The 19,978-nt window shown below is 33.1% G+C and carries 23 protein-coding genes; 19 read left to right on the forward strand and 4 right to left on the reverse strand.

Annotated features, from left to right (window positions below; genetic code table 11):
• Window positions 1–124 precede the first annotated feature (124 nt).
• On the reverse strand, window positions 125–1,795 hold the full coding sequence (locus J2Z80_RS12585; protein ID WP_209454696.1) for a fibronectin type III domain-containing protein: 1,671 nt from the start codon (window positions 1,793–1,795) through the stop codon (window positions 125–127).
• 157 nt (window positions 1,796–1,952) lie between these two features.
• Complete coding sequence (ytaF, locus tag J2Z80_RS12590; RefSeq protein ID WP_192403654.1) at window positions 1,953–2,567, reverse strand: sporulation membrane protein YtaF; 615 nt, start codon at window positions 2,565–2,567, stop codon at window positions 1,953–1,955.
• Window positions 2,568–2,742: 175 nt separating this feature from the next.
• Here ytaF and J2Z80_RS12595 point away from each other — a divergent pair, with 175 nt between their 5' ends.
• A complete protein-coding gene (locus J2Z80_RS12595) occupies window positions 2,743–4,185 on the forward strand; it encodes a M1 family metallopeptidase (RefSeq protein ID WP_209454697.1) in 1,443 nt (480 codons plus the stop codon).
• On the opposite strand, the gene J2Z80_RS12600 is transcribed toward J2Z80_RS12595, so the two are convergent.
• Together J2Z80_RS12600 and J2Z80_RS12605 are read right to left on the reverse strand one after the other, a co-directional pair.
• Entirely contained in the window at window positions 4,182–5,162 is a 981-nt protein-coding gene (locus tag J2Z80_RS12600; protein WP_432422726.1) for an ATP-binding protein, read from the reverse strand. The two genes, J2Z80_RS12595 and J2Z80_RS12600, sit on opposite strands and share 4 nt — an antisense overlap.
• On the reverse strand, window positions 5,155–6,126 hold the full coding sequence (locus J2Z80_RS12605) for a DnaD domain protein (RefSeq protein ID WP_209454699.1): 972 nt from the start codon (window positions 6,124–6,126) through the stop codon (window positions 5,155–5,157). Before J2Z80_RS12605 ends, J2Z80_RS12600 begins: the two co-directional genes overlap by 8 nt.
• Window positions 6,127–6,311: 185 nt before the next feature.
• Here J2Z80_RS12605 and J2Z80_RS12610 point away from each other — a divergent pair, with 185 nt between their 5' ends.
• From J2Z80_RS12610 to vapC, 18 genes are all read left to right on the forward strand, one after another.
• Window positions 6,312–7,556: a LysM peptidoglycan-binding domain-containing M23 family metallopeptidase gene (locus J2Z80_RS12610; protein WP_209454700.1), complete on the forward strand. Its 1,245-nt coding sequence runs from the start codon at window positions 6,312–6,314 to the stop codon at window positions 7,554–7,556.
• A gap of 159 nt (window positions 7,557–7,715) precedes the next feature.
• Complete coding sequence (locus J2Z80_RS12615; protein ID WP_209454701.1) at window positions 7,716–8,531, forward strand: peptidase MA family metallohydrolase; 816 nt, start codon at window positions 7,716–7,718, stop codon at window positions 8,529–8,531.
• 6 nt (window positions 8,532–8,537) lie between these two features.
• Window positions 8,538–9,233 (forward strand): response regulator, encoded by a 696-nt coding sequence (locus J2Z80_RS12620; RefSeq protein ID WP_209454702.1) that lies wholly within the window; start codon window positions 8,538–8,540, stop codon window positions 9,231–9,233.
• Between the two features lie 52 nt (window positions 9,234–9,285).
• Window positions 9,286–10,920, forward strand: coding sequence for an ATP-binding protein (locus J2Z80_RS12625; protein WP_245301331.1), 1,635 nt, complete (start codon window positions 9,286–9,288; stop codon window positions 10,918–10,920).
• Window positions 10,921–11,067: 147 nt separating this feature from the next.
• On the forward strand, window positions 11,068–11,463 hold the full coding sequence (locus J2Z80_RS12630; protein WP_209454704.1) for a hypothetical protein: 396 nt from the start codon (window positions 11,068–11,070) through the stop codon (window positions 11,461–11,463).
• 12 nt (window positions 11,464–11,475) lie between these two features.
• Window positions 11,476–12,729 carry a two-component system activity regulator YycH gene (locus J2Z80_RS12635; RefSeq protein ID WP_209454705.1) on the forward strand — a complete coding sequence of 418 codons (1,254 nt, stop codon included), beginning with the start codon at window positions 11,476–11,478 and terminating at the stop codon, window positions 12,727–12,729.
• Between the two features lie 15 nt (window positions 12,730–12,744).
• The gene (locus J2Z80_RS12640; protein WP_209454706.1) at window positions 12,745–13,563 is read left to right on the forward strand and encodes a two-component system regulatory protein YycI; all 819 of its coding nucleotides are present in this window, start codon (window positions 12,745–12,747) and stop codon (window positions 13,561–13,563) included.
• Between the two features lie 121 nt (window positions 13,564–13,684).
• Entirely contained in the window at window positions 13,685–14,935 is a 1,251-nt protein-coding gene (gene murA / locus J2Z80_RS12645; RefSeq protein ID WP_209454707.1) for a UDP-N-acetylglucosamine 1-carboxyvinyltransferase, read from the forward strand.
• An 83-nt stretch (window positions 14,936–15,018) separates the two neighbouring features.
• Window positions 15,019–16,140, forward strand: a complete 1,122-nt coding sequence (locus tag J2Z80_RS12650) for a S1C family serine protease (RefSeq protein ID WP_015312690.1) — start codon at window positions 15,019–15,021, stop codon at window positions 16,138–16,140.
• A 12-nt stretch (window positions 16,141–16,152) separates the two neighbouring features.
• A complete protein-coding gene (locus tag J2Z80_RS12655) occupies window positions 16,153–16,320 on the forward strand; it encodes a CxxH/CxxC protein (protein WP_013299083.1) in 168 nt (55 codons plus the stop codon).
• Window positions 16,321–16,333: 13 nt separating this feature from the next.
• Window positions 16,334–16,813: a 23S rRNA (pseudouridine(1915)-N(3))-methyltransferase RlmH gene (rlmH, locus tag J2Z80_RS12660; protein ID WP_209454708.1), complete on the forward strand. Its 480-nt coding sequence runs from the start codon at window positions 16,334–16,336 to the stop codon at window positions 16,811–16,813.
• Window positions 16,814–16,845: 32 nt separating this feature from the next.
• Window positions 16,846–17,097, forward strand: a complete 252-nt coding sequence (locus J2Z80_RS12665) for a DUF2281 domain-containing protein (protein ID WP_245301328.1) — start codon at window positions 16,846–16,848, stop codon at window positions 17,095–17,097.
• A 196-nt stretch (window positions 17,098–17,293) separates the two neighbouring features.
• Window positions 17,294–17,569 (forward strand): AbrB/MazE/SpoVT family DNA-binding domain-containing protein, encoded by a 276-nt coding sequence (locus J2Z80_RS12670; RefSeq protein ID WP_209454709.1) that lies wholly within the window; start codon window positions 17,294–17,296, stop codon window positions 17,567–17,569.
• Window positions 17,553–17,951: a putative toxin-antitoxin system toxin component, PIN family gene (locus J2Z80_RS12675; RefSeq protein WP_209454728.1), complete on the forward strand. Its 399-nt coding sequence runs from the start codon at window positions 17,553–17,555 to the stop codon at window positions 17,949–17,951. The genes J2Z80_RS12670 and J2Z80_RS12675 overlap by 17 nt, the downstream gene beginning before the upstream one ends.
• Window positions 17,952–18,256: 305 nt before the next feature.
• The gene (locus J2Z80_RS12680; RefSeq protein ID WP_209454710.1) at window positions 18,257–19,084 is read left to right on the forward strand and encodes a toll/interleukin-1 receptor domain-containing protein; all 828 of its coding nucleotides are present in this window, start codon (window positions 18,257–18,259) and stop codon (window positions 19,082–19,084) included.
• On the forward strand, window positions 19,071–19,208 hold the full coding sequence (locus J2Z80_RS12685; protein ID WP_245301329.1) for a hypothetical protein: 138 nt from the start codon (window positions 19,071–19,073) through the stop codon (window positions 19,206–19,208). The genes J2Z80_RS12680 and J2Z80_RS12685 overlap by 14 nt, the downstream gene beginning before the upstream one ends.
• A 170-nt stretch (window positions 19,209–19,378) precedes the next feature.
• Window positions 19,379–19,588 (forward strand): type II toxin-antitoxin system VapB family antitoxin, encoded by a 210-nt coding sequence (locus tag J2Z80_RS12690; RefSeq protein ID WP_013299077.1) that lies wholly within the window; start codon window positions 19,379–19,381, stop codon window positions 19,586–19,588.
• Window positions 19,575–19,973 carry a type II toxin-antitoxin system VapC family toxin gene (vapC, locus tag J2Z80_RS12695; protein WP_013299076.1) on the forward strand — a complete coding sequence of 133 codons (399 nt, stop codon included), beginning with the start codon at window positions 19,575–19,577 and terminating at the stop codon, window positions 19,971–19,973. The genes J2Z80_RS12690 and vapC overlap by 14 nt, the downstream gene beginning before the upstream one ends.
• Window positions 19,974–19,978: the final 5 nt, after the last annotated feature.

Consider the following 19,978-nt stretch of genomic DNA (forward strand, 5'->3'; position numbering starts at 1 on the left):
TAAACATTATAGCGGATGATTCATGTGAATGGAAGGTATTTTTTGGATACCTTCCTTTTTCTATTTTTTACCGCCTACTAAAATTATACACTAAGGGATAAAGTTTGGATTTTCGGATCACAAGTTATTTTACAAACATAAGCATGTTTGTATTTGAATTGTATTTATAGTTAAAACCAAAAAGTGCTTTTAAGTCGTCTGCTGATATCCACGTTAAACCACTATCTGATACTACCGCATCTGGAATTGACAATGTCTTGCTATTTAATTGTGCTGTAGTGCTACCTATAGCTATATTTGCTTGTGTTTTCCCATATGTTATATTGATTGTGCCATTTGCATTCCAGTCTACATTGCTGCCGAGATATTGCATAAATGCTCTTGCAGGTACATACCATTTGCCATTTATTTGTTTTGGATTTGATGGCATAAATGGCTGCTGAAGCATATTGCCATATATAGTTAGCATTGTTGCATTGTATTTTGTTGGAACGACAGTTACAGGTGAATCTGTTTCCGTTCCGTCAGGGTTTTTTGTTATTGAATACGTGTCGATAGGTGTTCCGTCTTGTTTTACTGCTTTTATTGTAAGTGTATTTCCATTAATGGTAGCAACAATGTAGTTTGGCTGGTCTTGTGGGTCGTAGAAAAAAGCATCCCATACTTTCTTTGAAAGATCAGGATAGTACTTATTACCGCTTCTTCCTGTCACAATATAAACAGTTCCATCTGCAGGGCTTTTTACATATTGATCATTTTTGATTGGATATGTTCGTGAGTAACCGTGGTCATGTCCATTGAAGACTACATCTATATGGTATTTGTCAATTATAGGTTGGAATGCTGCCTTTAACTGTTCATTTGATCGAGTTGCTTTATTGTAGTAAGGCGTTTTATGAAAGAAAACTATCTTCCATGTTTTATTAGTGCTGCTTAAATCTTTATCAAGCCATGCTTTTTGTGATTCTAAGATGTCACCTGAAACACCTTCTTCTTCATCTTCTTGGCTGTCAAGCATCACTATATGAGCATTACCGTAATCAAAAGAATAAACTTGTCCTTTTAAACCATCAGGACCGTTTTGCGGAACTGGAAATAGATTTACAAAATCTTTTGGCTTACCTGAATTATAATTTGATGACTGATATGTCTCGTGGTTTCCTTCAACCGGCATTTCTGGTATCGTGTCTATTACACCCTTTGCCGCATCAAACCAGTTGTTCCAATGGGCATACATTTGCCCAATTTCTACTAAGTCTCCGACGTTTATGAAAAATTTTGCATCTTTGTTTGCATTAAATGCATTTTGAATTGTGGTCTTCCATGGACCGTATTGCGGATCTGTTGCGATACCGCTTTGACTGTCGCCGAATATTAAAAACTTAAATGAATTTGTGTCTTTTGCTTCTGTTGTGAAACTGTATATGCTGCTAAAGTTGTTGCCGTACCCGACTCTGTAGTAGTATTTAGTCCCTGGTTCTAAATCAGTCAAAGTTGCTGAGTGAATGTTCATATCGCCTAAATCTGATGAAAATTTTTGCACTGTCGCATTAATCGTCTTTGCGCCTTTTAATGATGGATCTTTTCCATACTGAATTTGCCCTGAATTTACCGTCGTATCTGTCCTCCAAGTAATTGTCTGAGTTGTTGTAGGGTCTTGTGTCCATGTTAGTCTAATCTGATCAGGTAGATTAGTTGCACCGGTGGTCTTTGAATCAGCGAAAATGGAAATTGGTGACATGAAAATGCAGACTCCTAAAGCTAATGCAGTTAAGAATGATAAAAACTTCTTCATAAAAACACCTCTCCTTTAATTTTATGTACAGGTACATAATAATACTTTTTTGTTAAATTAACGTTATAGGCATGTAAAAAATGTTAAACGTATATTATGTAATTGTTAAAAATAATTGTAAAAGGCATCCGTATGAAATGATGCCTTTTTATCAAACTTAGATAATCTGTTTAAGACCTATAAGTATTAATATCAAGCCTGCTATGACTGTAGCTTTTCTATTGAAGTTCCACCTGTTTAAGAAGTCAGTTACATAGTTTCCAGTCCATAGGGCTATGAAGCTAATCAGCGCTGAAAAGAATCCAATGAAAAATGAGTTTAGCCCTATCATGCCGGCGCTGATACCGCCACCTATGTTGTTTATTGAGAGGGCGATTCCAAGCATTGTAGCCTCTTTAAAATCTATATCATTTGAATTATCAATATCTGCCTTTTCAGGTCTTTTTAATATGATATATATATTTTTATTTCCATCCTTGTGAATCTCATCAGTATCCGTATTATTTTTCTTGAAATAGGGTTCAAGCATTATCCACAGACCGATTGAAGCAAGCAATATCATGCTTAATAATGAACTTAGCTGTTTACTAAATATTCCTGATATTAAGTTTCCGGAGACGGCGGCAATGGTTGAGATGAGAAAAGTTATCAATGATATCCATAAGTTTTTTATTGTTGTAATCTTTATTCCTCTTATGCTGTAGGCTATTCTGACGCTTATATTGTCTACATTGTTTGCTAATGCTATAAATAGCGCATACAAAAAGTGCATGCTTTAGCCCCCTTTTTGCTTTGATTCATATTCAATATATGTTTTACCCTTTTAATATGTGTTTTAAGATGTTTTAAAACAACATTTTCAACACATATTTGTTTTAAATTTTGTTCTAATATTTAATTATTTGTATTAATATATAGTGAACAAAAATATGGGGGGAGCTGGTTTAATGAGAGGTAAAAAGTATATATGGTCGGTTATCCTAGTTATTGTCATTGCTCTTTTAATTTACTTTGCACCAGTTAAAAATAGCAATCTTACATCGTACAATATGGACATTAAATACAGCGATGAAAATAAGACGATAATTGGGACGGAGACGGTGGATTTTATAAATACAGATGATGTAAAATTAGGTGAAATATACCTTCATTTGTATCCTAACGCATTTAAAGACAAAGATAATGTTCCATTTACAAAAGAAGAGATAGGATTGGCGTATCCAAATGGATTTAAGCCTGGATATATTGAGATAAACAAAATAACGTTTGATAAAAATGTACCGGCTACGTACAGCATTGACAAAAAGACAGGTGAAATTTTAAAAATACTTCTTCCTAAAAAATTAGACAAAGGAGATAGGATTAAATTTACTATCAATTTCAAGGTACAGATTCCGCCATCTCAAGGCAGATTTGGCTATGGCAAAAATACTGTTCAGGTGACAAATTTCTATCCGATCTTATCAGTGTATGACCAAAATGGGTGGAACAATGATCCATATTATACACTTGGGGACCCATTTTATAGTGATGTATCAAATTATACTGTAAGCCTTATGGTTCCGAAGGACATGGTGGTGGCATCTACAGGTGTAATAAAGTCTGAGAAAAGCCACGGAAATGATGATGCTTTAACGATAGATGCGCCTAATGTAAGAGATTTTGCGCTTGTATTAAGTCCCAAGTTTAAAGTCGCTGAAGAAGACGTTGACGGCATAAAAGTTAAATCATATTATTTTGATGAAGATGTAGGATTGAAAGCATTGAAATACGCATCAGATGCCATAAGATTTTATAACAGCTACATAGGCAAATACCCGTATAAGCAGTACAGTGTTGCTGAATCAGATTTTTACATGGGCGGCATGGAATACCCCAATTTAGTTTTTATTACAAAAGATCTTTATACAAAAGATAACCTGTTTAATCTGGAGTATGTTATAGCACATGAAACCGCGCATCAGTGGTGGTATGGAGCTGTTGGAAACAATGAAGTAAAGGAAGCATGGCTTGACGAAGGCCTTACGGAATATACAACAATTATGTATATAGAAAGATATTACGGAAAAGCCACAGCAGATGCGGTATTTAAGTCAATCATATCAGGAGAATTTTACAAGTTTTCAAAGGCAAATAAAGATGATGCTATGGTGAAGACATTAGGACAATTTAAAGATTGGAATGACTATACAAATATCGTCTACAACAAAGGTGCTATGGTATTTAGTGAACTAAGGGGGCTTATTGGTGACGAAAAGTTTAAAGAAGTCCTGAATAGGTATTACAACCAGTATAAATATAAAAATGCCACTACGCAGAACCTAATAGACGTAGTGGACAGTGTAACTGGAAAGGATACAGGAGGATTCTTTGCCGAATGGCTTGATTAATTTATAGTTTTTCTTTTAATCCTTATGTCTTCACCGTAAAAATTTAAAAGCTTGAAATTGCCAAGTATCCTTGAGCACAATCTTTCAGGATATATATTCATAACTTCCGAAAGTGGCAGATTAGTTGATATTATGAATTTTTTATTTGCTAAAAGCCTTGCATTTACAATGCTGAAGATCTCCTGGAGGCTGAAAGGAGTTATAGGTTCAGTCCCCAGGTCATCTATTATAAGTAAGTCACATTCTCTCAACAAATCTGTGTATTCAAAATATGAATCATTATCAGAATTTAATTTATTAAGCCTTAAGCCTTCTATTAAATCAGGAGCTGTTCTGTATAAGACTACTTTGCCTCTGTCCAGTAGTTCTTTTGCTATACAGTTTGAGAGAAATGTCTTACCAAGTCCTGAATCACCATAAAAAAACAGACTTTCTTTCTCATTATCAAAATTAGCTATAAAATCTTTTGCAACATCGACTATACTTTTCATGTTTTCCCGCGGAGACATTTTACCTTTATAAGGTTTATCAGAGTATAGATAATAGTCAAAATTGCTGAAATTTTCAATTTTTGTAATATCTTCTATGCTGGACTGCTTGTAGTATAAGTTTATAAGTTTTTGCTCGAAACATTTGCATCTCTTGTTATTGACATAGCCTGTGTCTTTGCAGATATTACATTCAAATTTTTGCTCCATGTACGTTTCAGGATAGCCATTTGACCTTAATAAATCGGCTTTTTTCTTTTTTAAAGCGTTGAGTCTGCTTCTTAAGTTTTCTAAAAGATCCTTATGTTTTTGGGGCTTTAGAAATATGGATTTAGAGATTTCTATGCCTATGTCTTTTATCTCTTCATCTATATTTGATATCTGGGGAATTTTTTTGTACACTTCTTGCCGTCTTATAAGGGCTTCTTTTAGTGACTTGTCTCTCAGTATCTCATATTCTCTTAAAACCTCTTGAACCAAGTTATTCACCAAATTCACCTCTTGAATGAGCTAATAGTTTTTTCTCAAGTTCGTCTACATCGTAAGTTCTTTGTGAATATCCATTAAAATAATTTTTAGGAACTTTATAGTTAGGAGCAGTTTTTTTAGTATAGGGCTTTTTCTTTACTTTATCAAAATCATTTATTGTTCTTATGCCGTCATTGTACCAGTTAATGAGTATTTGATTGATGTATGGAAAACTTGGCTCATTTATCTTTAAGACACATTCATTGCATGCTTTTAATATTACGTCAATGTCAAAACCCAGATCATCCATCCATCTGTCCATCATGGCTTTATGAGCTTCCATTACGTCGTCATCCTTAAGGCCCAGTGCCCGCAAGATTTTTTTGTATCTTATCCACTTTTCGCTTTCTGCTTTTAAATATGCTTCAACATCAAGAGCGGTTTTAAGGCCTGCATCATGCCATGCTATGGCTACCTTTTCCATGTACTTTAGGGATGTCTTATTTTTTGATACGCAATAACTTATAAGCATAGTAAGTATTTCCAGAGAAAATTCGTATTCGTCAACCCAGTCAAGATAAGTGTTCATCTCTGTGGGAGAAAGTGGTCTACCTATCATCTTTTCAACCGTCTCAAACATCTGCCTGACTTCTGTATCATCAATAGACAATGTGTGCTTATCATCGACTTTCTTAACCAGTGGAAGATATTCTATGTAATATTCGTTGTCAGAATATCTAAGCCTGATTATACCAGACTTTTCCCAAAATTTCAGAGCTTTATCTATGTCGATTTCTGACATAAAAAGTTTTTCGGCCATTTCTTCTATAGAGAAGCTTTGGTTGTAATATGAGTACTTAAGTCCTAAAAGATATACTTTTACGTACTCGCCTGGTGCTTCCAACATGTAATGATTTATGAAGAAATTGCTAACGGGGGTGCTTCCCATATCATCAAAATCATTAGAAAAACTACATCTGCTCATGTACACCACCTCAAATTTAATTATAACACGATGTGTCATAACCATCAATTTAAAAGAATATAATATATATTACGACAAATTTATATATTTTTTAAGCTGAATCATGTATAAAATTTGTAAAAATACAGATAATATTAAGGCATTTTTGTAAGAACAGCTTTATGCGCAAATGAAAGGAGAAGGTGATGGATAACGAAGGCAAATCAAATCCTTTTAGTTGCGGAATTATGAAAAACACCGCAATTAAAAGAAGATGCATATTTGTTGTCGCTTTAGTAATTCTGTTTGCCATAGCATTTAAATATATGGAAAATGACAAAAGTGCATATTCGTATGTCTGTGCAGAAAGAACAAATGCAAAAAGTGAAAAAGGAAATTTGATTGCTTATTTAAATACTGTAAATAATGAAAATTTGCGCATTGAAAAACCTACAGCAATTACAGTTGATGGCCTATATGTAGCAGCATTAAAGAGTAAAAAAGATGCTTTAGAAGCACTAAAAATCATGCTTGACAAATATAAAAGAGGGTCCATCAGTGCCTACTTCAAAAATGATATTAGATTAATAGAAATTGATACACCAACAACAAATCTGAAAACAATTGAAGAAGCGGTAGAAGAGCTTGAAGGGGAAAGTCGCTCTGTGACGTATGTGGTAAAGGATAATGATACGCTGTGGTCGATTTCGAGGGAATTTAATGTAACATTAAATGATATATACAATCTAAATCCGGATATCAGTGAAAGAATATATCCAGGGGAACTGCTTAAAATAAGAGAATCTAAACCTCTTTTAACTGTTGTGGCGGAGAAAAAATCAGTATATTTTGAAGATATTCCGTATGAAACCGTTACGCAAAAAGATGATAAAATGTTTATAAATGATTCAAAAGTATTAGTTAGAGGCAAAGCTGGTTCTAAAATAGTTACTGCTATTTTGAAGTATTACAATGGTGAAATTGTCAATAAAAATGTAATAAATGAAAGTGTGGTATGTGAGCCAGTTAATGAAGTTATTGCCGTAGGAGATAAACCGCTTCCAGCGACATATGCGACAGGTAAATTTAACTACCCGATTAGAGGTCACATAACAATAACATCAAGATACGGGCAAAGGTGGGGAAGACTTCATGCAGGTATAGATATAGCTGCATCGATTGGAGACCCTATTTATGCTGCAGATGGGGGGACAGTAATATTTTCAGGTTGGGAAAGTGGATATGGATATCTCGTAAAAATTGATCATGGAAATGGATATGTGACTTACTATGGACATGCCAGCAAGCTGATTGTGAAGAAAGGAGATAAAGTTTATAAAGGACAGGAAATCGCTTTGGCAGGTATGACAGGAAATACGACAGGACCACATGTCCACTTTGAGGTAAGGAAAAATGGTGTACCTGTAAATCCTCAAAAATACTTAAAATAACATGAGCCCAAAGAAATTAGCAGGGCTCTTTTTTTATCCTTAAATTTACTTTGCAATATAAATGACATTGGGTTATAATGTAGTTGTATTACCTCATACATTTAAATATATACATAAATCCATTTTCTTTTTTTTAGTATTTTGTGAGGTGATACATTTATGAGAAAAAACAAAAATTTGGCAGCTATTATATTTATTGTTTTTGTGCTTGCTGTTTTACTGAATGGCAGTATCTTGACAAAAGCATATCCGGTGTATAAAGTAATTGGAAAAGATAAAATTGAAAATAGTATTAAGGATTTTAAGACAAAGGAAAGCAAACATTTTATTATAAGGTACACAGAACCAGATAGCAAATATGTTGACCTTATTATTAATACAGCTGAAAAACATTATTATGATATTACGAAAGACTTAGGATATACTCCAAATAGCAAATCAACTATTATAGTTTATAACAATCCTGATAAGATGAACAAAGATTTTTCTCTTGCAAAAGGGGAAAATGCTATGGGAATATACTTAAATGGCGTAATTAGCATAGAATCGCCATCCCTTTGGATATCTCCTGGGCAGGATGTGACAAAGGTATTTCAATATGAAGGACCTGTTGTCCATGAGTTTACGCATCTTATTGTGGATGATATTGCAAATGGAAATTATCCAATATGGTTTACAGAAGGTGTTGCTCTTTTAGAAGAGTACAGACAAGATGGCTATGAATGGGGAAAGGATTTAAGCTATAATGGTGCCCCGTACACTTATGAACAATTGAAGAACGATTTTAATTCGCTTGATGAAATGCTTGCTTATAAAAGGGCTTTTCAGGTGACAAAGGCTATAAGCGATAAATATGGAATGGAAACAATACGAGAGATGCTTAGAGATTTAGGAAGTGGAATGAGTATAGAATCAAGCTTTTATAAAGAGACAAGCTCAAGACTGGATGTATTTGTCAACAACGCTAAGGAGTGAGTGAAGTTGAGTAGCAGGATACTGATAATTGACGATGAAAAACCTATTGTAGATATTTTGAAATACAATTTAGAGAAAAATGGTTACAGTACAATTGAAGCGTATGACGGGGAGGAAGGTCTTAAATTAGCACAGGAGAAAAATCCTGACCTTATCCTCCTTGATGTCATGCTTCCAAAGATGGATGGTTTTACTGTTTTGAGAATATTAAGGCAGACAATGACGACGCCTATTTTAATGCTGACGGCCAAAGAAGAAGAAGTAGATAAAGTGCTGGGATTAGAATTAGGCGCTGATGACTATGTGACGAAGCCATTTTCCATGAGGGAACTTATTGCGCGGGTGAAGGCTAACCTGAGACGAAGTGGGGTAATCAATGGAGAGGGCATGTCTAATATCATAAGCGTCAGTAATTTAAGCATAGATTTATCAAAGTATAAAGTTGAAAAAAATGGAAAGCCTATAGAGTTGACATCAAGGGAATTTGACCTTTTAAAATTTCTTGTGGCAAACAGAGGTCTTATATTTTCGAGAGAGATGCTTTTGGAAAAAGTATGGGGATATGAGTATTTCGGCGATGTAAGGACAGTTGATGTGACCATAAGGCGTCTTAGGGAAAAGATTGAGGATGATCCAGCAAACCCAAGGTATATACATACCAAAAGAGGGGTTGGTTATTATTTTAGCGAAGAAAGTGAATAAAAGCATACAGTGGAAAATAATTATTATATATGGACTTCTAATATTGGTGGCAATGGAAATCATATGGGTATACCTTTTCAAATCGTTGGAAAATTACCACATGACTAATTTTGAAAATTACATAGAAGCACAAGCTACTGGAATTGCCTTTACATTGAAAGACAATATGAATTCAAAGTCCAGCATGGATAACATAATAAATATGTATTTAGGTCCTAATGCTTATATAAAATATGTGTACATACTTGATAAAGATGGAAATATATTGGCCAGCTCTACAGGTGAAAGGGGAAAGATGTTAACACCTGCAGTTATAAAGGCATTATCTGGGGAACAAGGTATGGAAACCAGCAATGACAATAATTCAAATGGGAAAATCAGGAGCATCGCAATGCCAGTTGTAGATAGCGATGGAAAAATATCCGGTGTGGTATATGTAAGCGGATCTTTAAAAAGCGTATATGACACCCTATCTGATGTAAATTTCATCTTACTAAGTGCAACTTTTATTGCTGTCATAATAACCGTTATACTTGGGTATATTTTAGCTAAGACAATAACTGACCCGATAAAAGAAGTTACTAAGTACGCTCATGAGATAGGGGAAGGTAACTTTGATGTACACATAGATATAAAATCTGATGATGAGATAGGTAAATTGGGCAGCATGTTTAACTTCATGTCTAAAAGGCTTAAATCAACTTTAAATGAAATGGAAAATGAGAAAAGCAAAGTAGAAGCTATTATAAGCTACATGTCTGATGGAGTTATTGCTACAGATGAATTAAACAGAGTGATTCTTTTTAATAATGCTGCTGAAAGAATGATAGGCGAAAAAATTGCGATGGAGGAGCCTTTAGAAAAGATTGCTCAAGGTCAGCTTAAAAATACCGAAAGCCTTATATACTGTAATGGTAAAATTTTAAAATCATTTGTAAGCCCAATTAAAGCTGATAAGAATATAGATGGAAATGTCTTTGTACTGCACGATATTACAGAGCAGCAAAACCTTGATAACATGAGGAAAGAATTTGTGGCAAATGTCTCCCATGAATTGAGGACGCCTCTTACAACTATTAAAAGCTACACTGAGACTCTTTTAAATGATGGTGTAGATGAAGAATACAGGAACAGATTTTTAAGCATTATCGATAAAGAAGTAGACAGGATGACAAGGCTGGTAAAAGACCTACTTCTTCTGTCAAAGATGGACTCAAACGGCAAGTTAAATCTGGAAGAAACAAATTTAAATGAATATATAGAAAATATCCTATATAAAATAAAGATTGAAGCGCAGAAAAAAAATCAAAAACTTGCATTTTGTGCTGGAGAAGAAAAAAGGAGTATAAAGATAGACAGGGATAAAATGGAGCAGGTGCTGCTTAATATAGTGTCCAATGCTATCAAGTACACAAATCCAAGCGGATATGTGAGGGTATTTACAAATTATGATGACGACTATGCTTATATAACTATTTCTGATAATGGCATTGGGATACCAAAGAAAGACATTCCAAGGATATTTGAAAGATTTTATAGGGTTGATAAGGGAAGATCTAGAGAGCTGGGAGGTACTGGACTTGGCCTTGCAATTGCAAAAGAGATAGTTACGGCACATGGAGGGGAAATAAATATCGAAAGCGAAATAGGAATTGGTACATCTGTCTACATAAAGCTTAAATACTAAATAAACCGTAATTATATTTTAATATTGTTGTAACATTGTTGTAATAATGGTATTCTATAATGTAACTGTAAGTGAAAATGGTTATATTAGGAATTATGTGTAAATTTATATAACTTTATGCTATATTATGATGGGGGAGTGGTACTTTTGAAAAAGGTTTTAGCCCTTATCGTTGCCACTGTAATGTTTATGACGTTTTTTATGACGTATGGATTTGCTGATGATTTAATCACAGTTAAATCAGACATAAATAATGTCACGACAAACAACAAATACTTTGTGATATCAGGCAATGGTCAGCCAGATACTTATGTTGAGCTTATTTTAAACGACAATTTAAATGATAAATGGGTAATAGGTGATACGGGTCTTTTCGCAAAATTGATAACATTAGCTTTAGGCGATAACTATGTTACGTTGAAGGCTGTTAAAGACGGAAAAGTACAAACTGTCAAAGGTCATATAACGCTGCAGTACAAGGATGGAATTATTCAGGTTACGGTTGACACATTAGAAGGCTTGTGGAATAAGCTTTTTAAGTAGAGCGGTGTTCTTATGAAAGAGCATATAAAAACAATTGTGTTGGTGTTGCTTGTTTTAACAAGCCTTTATTTAAGCTACACATTGTGGACGTCTTTTCCACAAAAAAGCTTTTTTATGACTAAGTCCACACCATCAAGTGTGGATATTTTTAGTATAGTTAGACCTTCATCGATTGAGATAAATACTAATGGCAGATTTAAGGACATAACATCGGCAAATGATATAACTTCAATATGGGAAAATACAATAAAAATTTTAAAAGATAATTTGGACAAAGGAATTACATTATCACAGGTTGACAAAAGCAGCGTAAAACTTATAGGCAATTTGATATATATTGATATGGGCAAAGGTATAACAAAAGATATATTTGCTGATGCTTTGAACTTAAAAAGTTTATCTGAATTAAATAAGATAAACTCCGACGCATATATAAAAGAGATTATAATTAAACTTGGCAGTAAGCCGCAAATCGTATTTACGGATTACAACAACTACTTTGTCATGAACTTAAAAAATTCCAGTTATTTTGACGAGTTAATTGGCAAACAATTTCAAAATTCAATTGACTATGCAGTAACGACTGCAGATGATGTTTACAGCGAAAATGTGTTTGTATTGAAAAATTTCACATTAGGTAAATATGTAAATAAGGGGTTTGCAAATGATAGCATTTATAGGACTATAACTAAGAATGTATTTGTGAACATATCTGTTGTGAGAGAGATAAAGGAAAATAATGGTTCATACATGTATACTGATGGCATAAGAGGGATAAGGCTTTACAGAAATGGATTAATAGAGTACTTTGATACTACAACAACATCCTCAAAATTAGCTATGAGCAAAATTGAGTCTTTGGATAAAGCAATAGAATTTATAAAAGATCTAGGAATCAATGTGGAGGATGTATATATAACGGGCGTCAGTGGCAGTGGTACGGAGTATAATTTTTCATTTAATTACATATTTGATTATCCTATATGCGTAATCAGAAATGGAGAAAAATCAGAGCCTATAGACATTTCTGTATCAAATGGGATTATAAAGACTGCTAAAGTGAATTTCATGGATATTTATTATGCTGGAGATTACAAGAACAACCTTTATAATATACAGAAAGCAATAGTTGACAATAAGATAAAAGGTGTGGAATCGTTAAAACTGGTGTATGTATTTGATGGGACTGAGCTAATCCCTGCATGGGATGTTAAATGCATAGGCAATGAGTACCTTATAAATGCTTTGGATGGCAAAATAATTTGATGATGGTGTTATAATATGGACTGGTCAAAGGCAAAAACAATCTTAATTCTTATATTTGCGGTATTAAACGTGATACTTTACTTAGGAAATTTGAATATTGCAGAAACCAGCAATTCAATACCTTCTTCTTCAGAGATAAAAAAAATGAACGATGTCTTAAAAGAAAACAATATTGTTGTTAAAGCGGAGATTCCTAAAAATTACAAGCCGATGCCTATGCTTTTGGTGAAGCTAAAAAATTACAATAAAGCATATATTGAGAGCAATTTTTTAAATGGCTCTAGACATATTTCATATGACAATGGATCATTTTATAACATTGAAAATGGTACAATAGAAGTAAAGAATGGTTTTTTTTATTATAAAATAAGCGATGAGAAATTTACAAAAATGGATAAAGATGATGCTTTTAATTATATAAAGTCATTTGTAAAAAGAAAAAATCTTGAAGAGAAATATTCTGTTATAAATGAATACGCTAATGGCAACAAATACACTGTTGAGTATACAGAAGTTTACAACGGTATTAATGTAGATGTAAGTTATATGAAAGGTGTTATTAGCAATGATACGTTTTCGTTTGAATCTACATGGCTTATTCCAATACGAGAAGAAAAAGAAAAGAGGGAGATTATACCACCTATAAATGCACTTCTTAAGCTTCTTGATGTGGATGAGGGCCATCATAATATTATTGTAAAAGAAATAAAACCTGTCTACTTTTTTAGCTGGCGAAATGCCGATACAGGCGAAGCAATACCTACTTGGAGGATAACAACAGAAAACTCTGTTTATTATGTGAACGCATATACTGGTAATATTGAAGAGAGGTAAAAATTACCTCTTTTTTATTTCGCTTGTTTTAAATAAAATGCTTGTAAAGTTGTTGAAATTGTATTAAAGTATATATGTGTAATTGTGATGTTTTTAGTTTTCTTGAAGGGAAGATCAAACAGTGGAGAAGTTTGTGATAAATGGAGGAAGACCTTTAAAAGGAACAGTTGAGATTAGTGGGGCGAAAAATTCTGCTGTTGCCATACTTCCTGCTGCTCTTTTAGCAGATACTCCCAGTACTATTGACAATTTGCCAGAAATAAACGATATAGAACTGCTTAGTAAAATGATTGAATACCTTGGTGGCAAAACTATAAAGAAAGAACATGAGATAATTATAGATCCTGAAGGTATTAATTCATTTTGCCCACCACACGAATTGGCAAGTCAAATGAGAGCATCGTATTATCTTATTGGGGCTCTTCTAAGTAGATTTAATGAGGCTGCTATTGCAATGCCTGGTGGTTGCAATATTGGAGTGAGGCCAATTGACCAGCACATTAAAGGTTTTGAGGCATTAGGTGCTAAAACTACGATTGAACATGGAATCATAAAGGTAAAAGCAGATAAATTAGTGGGGAATCATATTTATTTTGATGTTGTAAGCGTGGGAGCTACGATAAATTTAATGCTGGCTGCCTGTAAAGCTGAAGGCACAACTATACTGGAAAATTGCGCAAAAGAACCACATGTTGTGGATGTCGCTAACTTCTTAAATGCGATGGGTGCTAATATAAAAGGTGCAGGCACTGATATGATTAAAATAGTAGGTGTAGACAAGCTTCACGGTTGCAAGCATACTGTTATACCTGATCAAATAGAAGCTGGAACTTATATGGTTGCAGCTGCAGCTACACACGGTGATGTAACAATAAAAGGCATTATTCCAAAGCATCTTGAATCAATAATAGCGAAAATGTCTGAAATGGGCGTTATAATTGAAGAGTACGATGAAGATTTAAGAGTTACTACAGCTGGAAGATTAAAGAGAGTTGATATTAAAACACAACCGTATCCTGGCTTTCCAACTGACATGCAGCAATTGATGGCGGTACTTTTAGCACTGGCTGATGGTGTAAGCATGATTACTGAAAATGTGTATGAGGGTAGATTCAAATACTTGGACGAGCTTAAAAAAATGGGCGTTAATGCTAAAGTAGAAGGTAGAACGGCTGTTATAGAGGGCGTTGAAAAAATCACAGGTGCACCACTTAAAGCTACTGATTTGAGAGCCGGGGCGGCTATGATAATAGCCGGTCTCGCTGCCAATGGTGTTACAGAGGTTAAAAATATTTACCACATCGATAGAGGATATGAAGCAATTGAAAAGAAGCTACAAAAACTCGGTGCAGACATAAAAAGAGTAAAATAAGTCCAATTTGGACTTATTTTTTTGTATAATAAAATATAGAATAAATCACCTCATAATACACATGATAATTAAGAGGTGATATGATGCAAAATGGTGACGATAGGAAGATAAAAAAGCCGTCATACCTGACGACCGTCATAATAATTGCTGTAATTACGTCTCTCGTATTTACATACATTGCACCAAAATTTCTTTGGGGGAAAATAATACCGCTTCCATATACAGGTACAGGGCCCCTTAAAAAAGAGGTGGTAATCTCTAAAGCAGAGCCTTCTACGATTGCGGAAGCTGTAGCAAAGAAAGATACCCAAGCTGTTGTTGGTATATCTTCTGTTGAGTACGAAAGACAGTACTATATATTGGAGAAACAGGTTGAAGGTGTAGGCTCAGGATTTATCGTTGATAAAAACGGGTACATTATTACAAATAATCATGTAGCAAGCCCTGAGTCAAAGAAACTTACGATCTATTTAAGTGATGGCAGCACATTGCCTGGGAAAGTTTTGTGGTCTGACTCTACTTTAGATCTTTCTGTTGTTAAAATCAATGCCAAAAATCTGCCTACTATCTCATTAGGAAATTCAGATAAGATTGTGGTAGGCCAAACTGTGATAGCTATAGGTAACCCTTTGGGACTGCGCTTTGAAAGAACTGTGACATCTGGTATAATAAGTGCATTGAATAGAAGTTTGCCAATAGAGGAGAACAACAAACAAAAGATAATGGAAGATCTTATACAGACAGATGCATCAATAAACCCAGGGAACAGTGGTGGACCATTAGTCGATGCGCAGGGCAATGCTATAGGTATTAATACGGCAAAAGTTACAACAGCAGAAGGATTAGGATTTGCAATACCAATCAATATTATTAAACCGATAATTAATAAAGTAATAACTACAGGTACATTTAAAGCACCGTACTTAGGCATAGTAGGATATGATAGAGAGATAGCCAGCTATATAAATGCAGATATAGTTATAGCAGAAGGAATATACGTTGCAGATATAGATCCTAAAGGCCCGGCTCAAAAAGCAGGCATCAAAAAAGGTTATATACTGCTGGAAGTCGATGGTAAACCTGTCGATACGATGGTTCAGCTTAAGACAGTGATATACTCAAGAAACATAGGAGATAAGGTAAGCGTAAAATACAGGACACTGACTGGGAACATAGGAACGACTACGATAACACTTGGGAAATGAGGAGAATAAATTATGTATGTTGTATGTGAGAAACATTTAGAGGATGCCATAGAGGAATTTGTGGATGTATATGAGCAGCCGCCGGATATATATAGGCTTGATGATGTCTCGTTTACTGACTGGTTGGCACCTCATAAGTGCGATTTTTGCGATGATATTCCTAAGTACCTTGTAGTGTGACGGAGGGAGAATTTTGAATATAGACATAATAGCAGTAGGAAAGATAAAGGAGAAGTTTATAGAAGATGGAATACGGGAATATGTAAAAAGATTGAAGCCATATTGCAATATAAACATAATTGAAGTGAACGATGAAAAGGCACCTGAAAGCTTAAGTGATAGAGAAAAAATAAGTGTTATGCAAAGAGAAAGTGTTAAAATTGTCGATAAGATTAGAAAAGGAAGCTTCATAATATCCCTTTGCATAGAAGGTAGACAAATGGATTCGGTAGAATTTGCCCGCTATATAGAAGATGTTATGACAGCGGGCAATTCTAATATTACATTTGTAATAGGAGGATCTCTTGGCTTACATAACGATATAAAATCTATGTCAGATTTGAAGCTATCATTTTCAAAAATGACATTTCCACATCAGCTTATGCGGCTTATATTGGTAGAACAAATCTACAGAGCATTTAAGATAATGAAAGGAGAGGCGTACCATAAGTGATGGGGAGAAAATATTGTTTTTATAACATTTAGATGGATAAATGGTATAATATAATTGTATACTTTTTTATGAAAGGTAGTGTTGTTATGAATACCGCTAAAAAGATTTTATTAAAACTTATAGATGAAATTCCGGAGAACCAAATTCCAGAAGTGATCGATTTTATCAGTTTTTTGAAAGCAAAAAAAGATAATCAGGTATTTAAAGATTTAGAGTTGTCAAGTGAAAGTAGCATGGACTTTTGGAATAACGACATTGATGATGAGGTATGGAACAATGTATAAGCAAAGAGATATTTTGCTGATTCCTATACCATTGGATGTAAAATATAAAAATTCTTGTAAAGATGAATTTTTTTACTGGAATTTTGATGCGAAATCTCTGGAGATTAGATAATTGACTTGATACTTAATCAGAATTAACTTATAATATAAGTGTAGAAATCTTATTTTCAATGAAAATAAGGAGGTAATTAATATTATGGAATTAGCCAAGGTGACTGTTCGAGGTCAAATTACAATACCAAAAGAAATTCGTAAAAAACTAAACATCAAAGATGGTGATAAAGTAATTTTTTTAGAGGAAAATGGGAAAATATTCATTGAAAATTCGGCAATTTTTGCATTACGGGAAGTACAAGATGCTTTTAAAGGTGAAGCTGAAAGGCTTGGATTAAAAGATGATCAGGATGTAGTCAAATTGGTAAAAGAAGTTAGAAATGAAATGTGGGAAGAACGTCATGCGAATCACAGTTGATACCAATATCCTCATTTCCGCTTTTCTATTTCCTAAAAGTAGTATAAATGACTTAATGATTATGATAGCTAAAAGGCATAAGTTAATTTTATCATCATTTGTCATTGATGAAACTGTAGATGTGGTTAAAAGAAAGTTTAAAGGTAAGGAGGGAGCTATAGACAAATTTTTAAGCAAATTTCCTTACGAGATGGTTTATACGCCGCAAGAAATGAAAAATGATTTATTTAAAATTCGAGATGAAAAAGATTATCCAATCTTATATACAGCAATTATTGAAGATGTAGATATACTAATTACAGGTGATAAAGATTTTTTAGATATTGATATAGAAAAACCGGAAATTCTTACACCTGCACAGTTCTTAGAGAAATATTCCTAACAAAGTTAAAAAAAATACAGAGCAACTATCCATCCAACAACTGTAGGAGTTATATTAAATTCTGTAGAAATGAATAGTAATAAAGGAGATATTAGAAACAAATCTATACCAATTATAAATAATGTAATCCACACTGTAAATAGATAAATGGTATCTTTTAAGTTAAAACGCATTATCAATATATATAAGAATATTAGCTTTTTTATGAATTATATTTATTAGTTTGCAGACAAAAAAATGACATGAATTTGGAAAATTAACTAAATAACTGAATGCAAATATATTATACAAGGAGAAGGTTATATATGGATTATGATATGATATTTGAATGTGATTATGGTGATAGAACTCCTATAAAGGAACAGCTAAAAAAATTATTAGATAAATTTAACGCATCAACTATGCCTATGTGTGCAGTTTTTATTAATAATAATCCGTATTCATTAGAATTTTATGTAGTATTAAATTTCAAAACCGATTTACCGAATTTAAGAGAGGATATAATTAATCAATTTAAGAATTTAGGTTGTAAATTAAGAACAGATTTAAATCTAACAGATTTTTTCGAAGCAATGGGTCAGCGACAATTTAATTTTTATTCTTTAATTGACTCAAAAAATTGTGACTTTATTTTTGATAATTATTTCTATTTCTCAGAAAAAAAGTATCTAAAATCAAAATTGTATAGCAATGAGGAAATGAAACCAAAAAATTTGATTTTTATAAGTTATAGTACTGCTGATGAAGAAGAAGTGAATCAATTGGCATTAAAATTAAATAGAAGATCTATTTCAATTTGGTATGCAAAAAACAATATTGACTATGGAGAAAGCATAGTAAGTAAAATTGAAAATGCTATTGATGAATGTGTTGGTGTATTATTTTACATTACGCAAAATTATCTCAAATCAAATTGGTGTGAACTTGAAAGAGAGACATTTTATTCAAGATATGCTTCTGAAAGAAATATTTTAATGATTACAATTAAAGATTGGAATATAGATTGGAATGAGTTACCATCTTTTCTTAGAAATTTGAAATACATAGATAGAAAAGAATTTAAATCAATGCAAGATGTTGCTGTAGAATTAGTTCCTACGATTAAGAAACATTTAAATAATGTTAAGAGATAGGGATGAGTGGATGGGATTAAATGGAAAAGAGGATGCACTAATAGAATTGCTTAATAAATGTACAGATAGGGAACGTAAAATTGCAGAAGAAATATTAAAACTTTTGGTTACATATATAAAATAGTTAAGATGCAGTTACTACATTAGCATCTTATTTTTTTGCTATCTTTTAAAGGATTTAAACATATAATAATGTTATAAAACCCTCAAATATAAATGGTTTTATAAATATTTTTGTGCAATTGACATAAAAGCATAATGTGTATTATAATACACATATGGAGGTGTATTATTATGCGGACAAATATCATTATAGATGATGAACTTATTAAAGAAGCTTTGAAGATAACAGGGATAAAGACAAAGAAAGAAATTGTCAATATAGCTTTAAAAGAGTTAATAGAAAACCATAAAAGGAAAAATCTAATGGATTTAAAAGGGAAAATACAATTTGACGAAAACTATGATTATAAAAAGATGAGGGAAAATCATGATATTAGTTGATACATCAGTTTTGATAGCTTTTTTTAAAGGTATAAATAATAAGCAAGTAGAAAAATTAGAAGACGTAATAAAAAATGGTGTGCCGTTTGGTATAAATTTTTTTATATACCAGGAAGTTTTGCAAGGAGCAAAATCAGATAGAGAATTTAAATTATTGAAAGAATATTTAAGTACACAGAGGTTTTATGATTTAAAAAATGGTATGAAATCCTACGAAGCAGCAGCAAAGCTTTATTTTGTTTGCAGAAAGAAAGGAATTACAATACGTAGTACCATTGACTTGCTTATAGCGGAGACTGCAATTGAAAATAATCTATACCTTCTACATGATGACAAAGATTTTTCTTATATTGCTGAAGTTGACAAAAACTTAAAAGAATATTGATAAGC

Origin of the sequence: Thermoanaerobacterium butyriciformans, from assembly GCF_017874545.1 — a bacterium.
Taxonomy (GTDB): Bacteria; Bacillota; Thermoanaerobacteria; order Thermoanaerobacterales; family Thermoanaerobacteraceae; genus Thermoanaerobacterium; species Thermoanaerobacterium butyriciformans.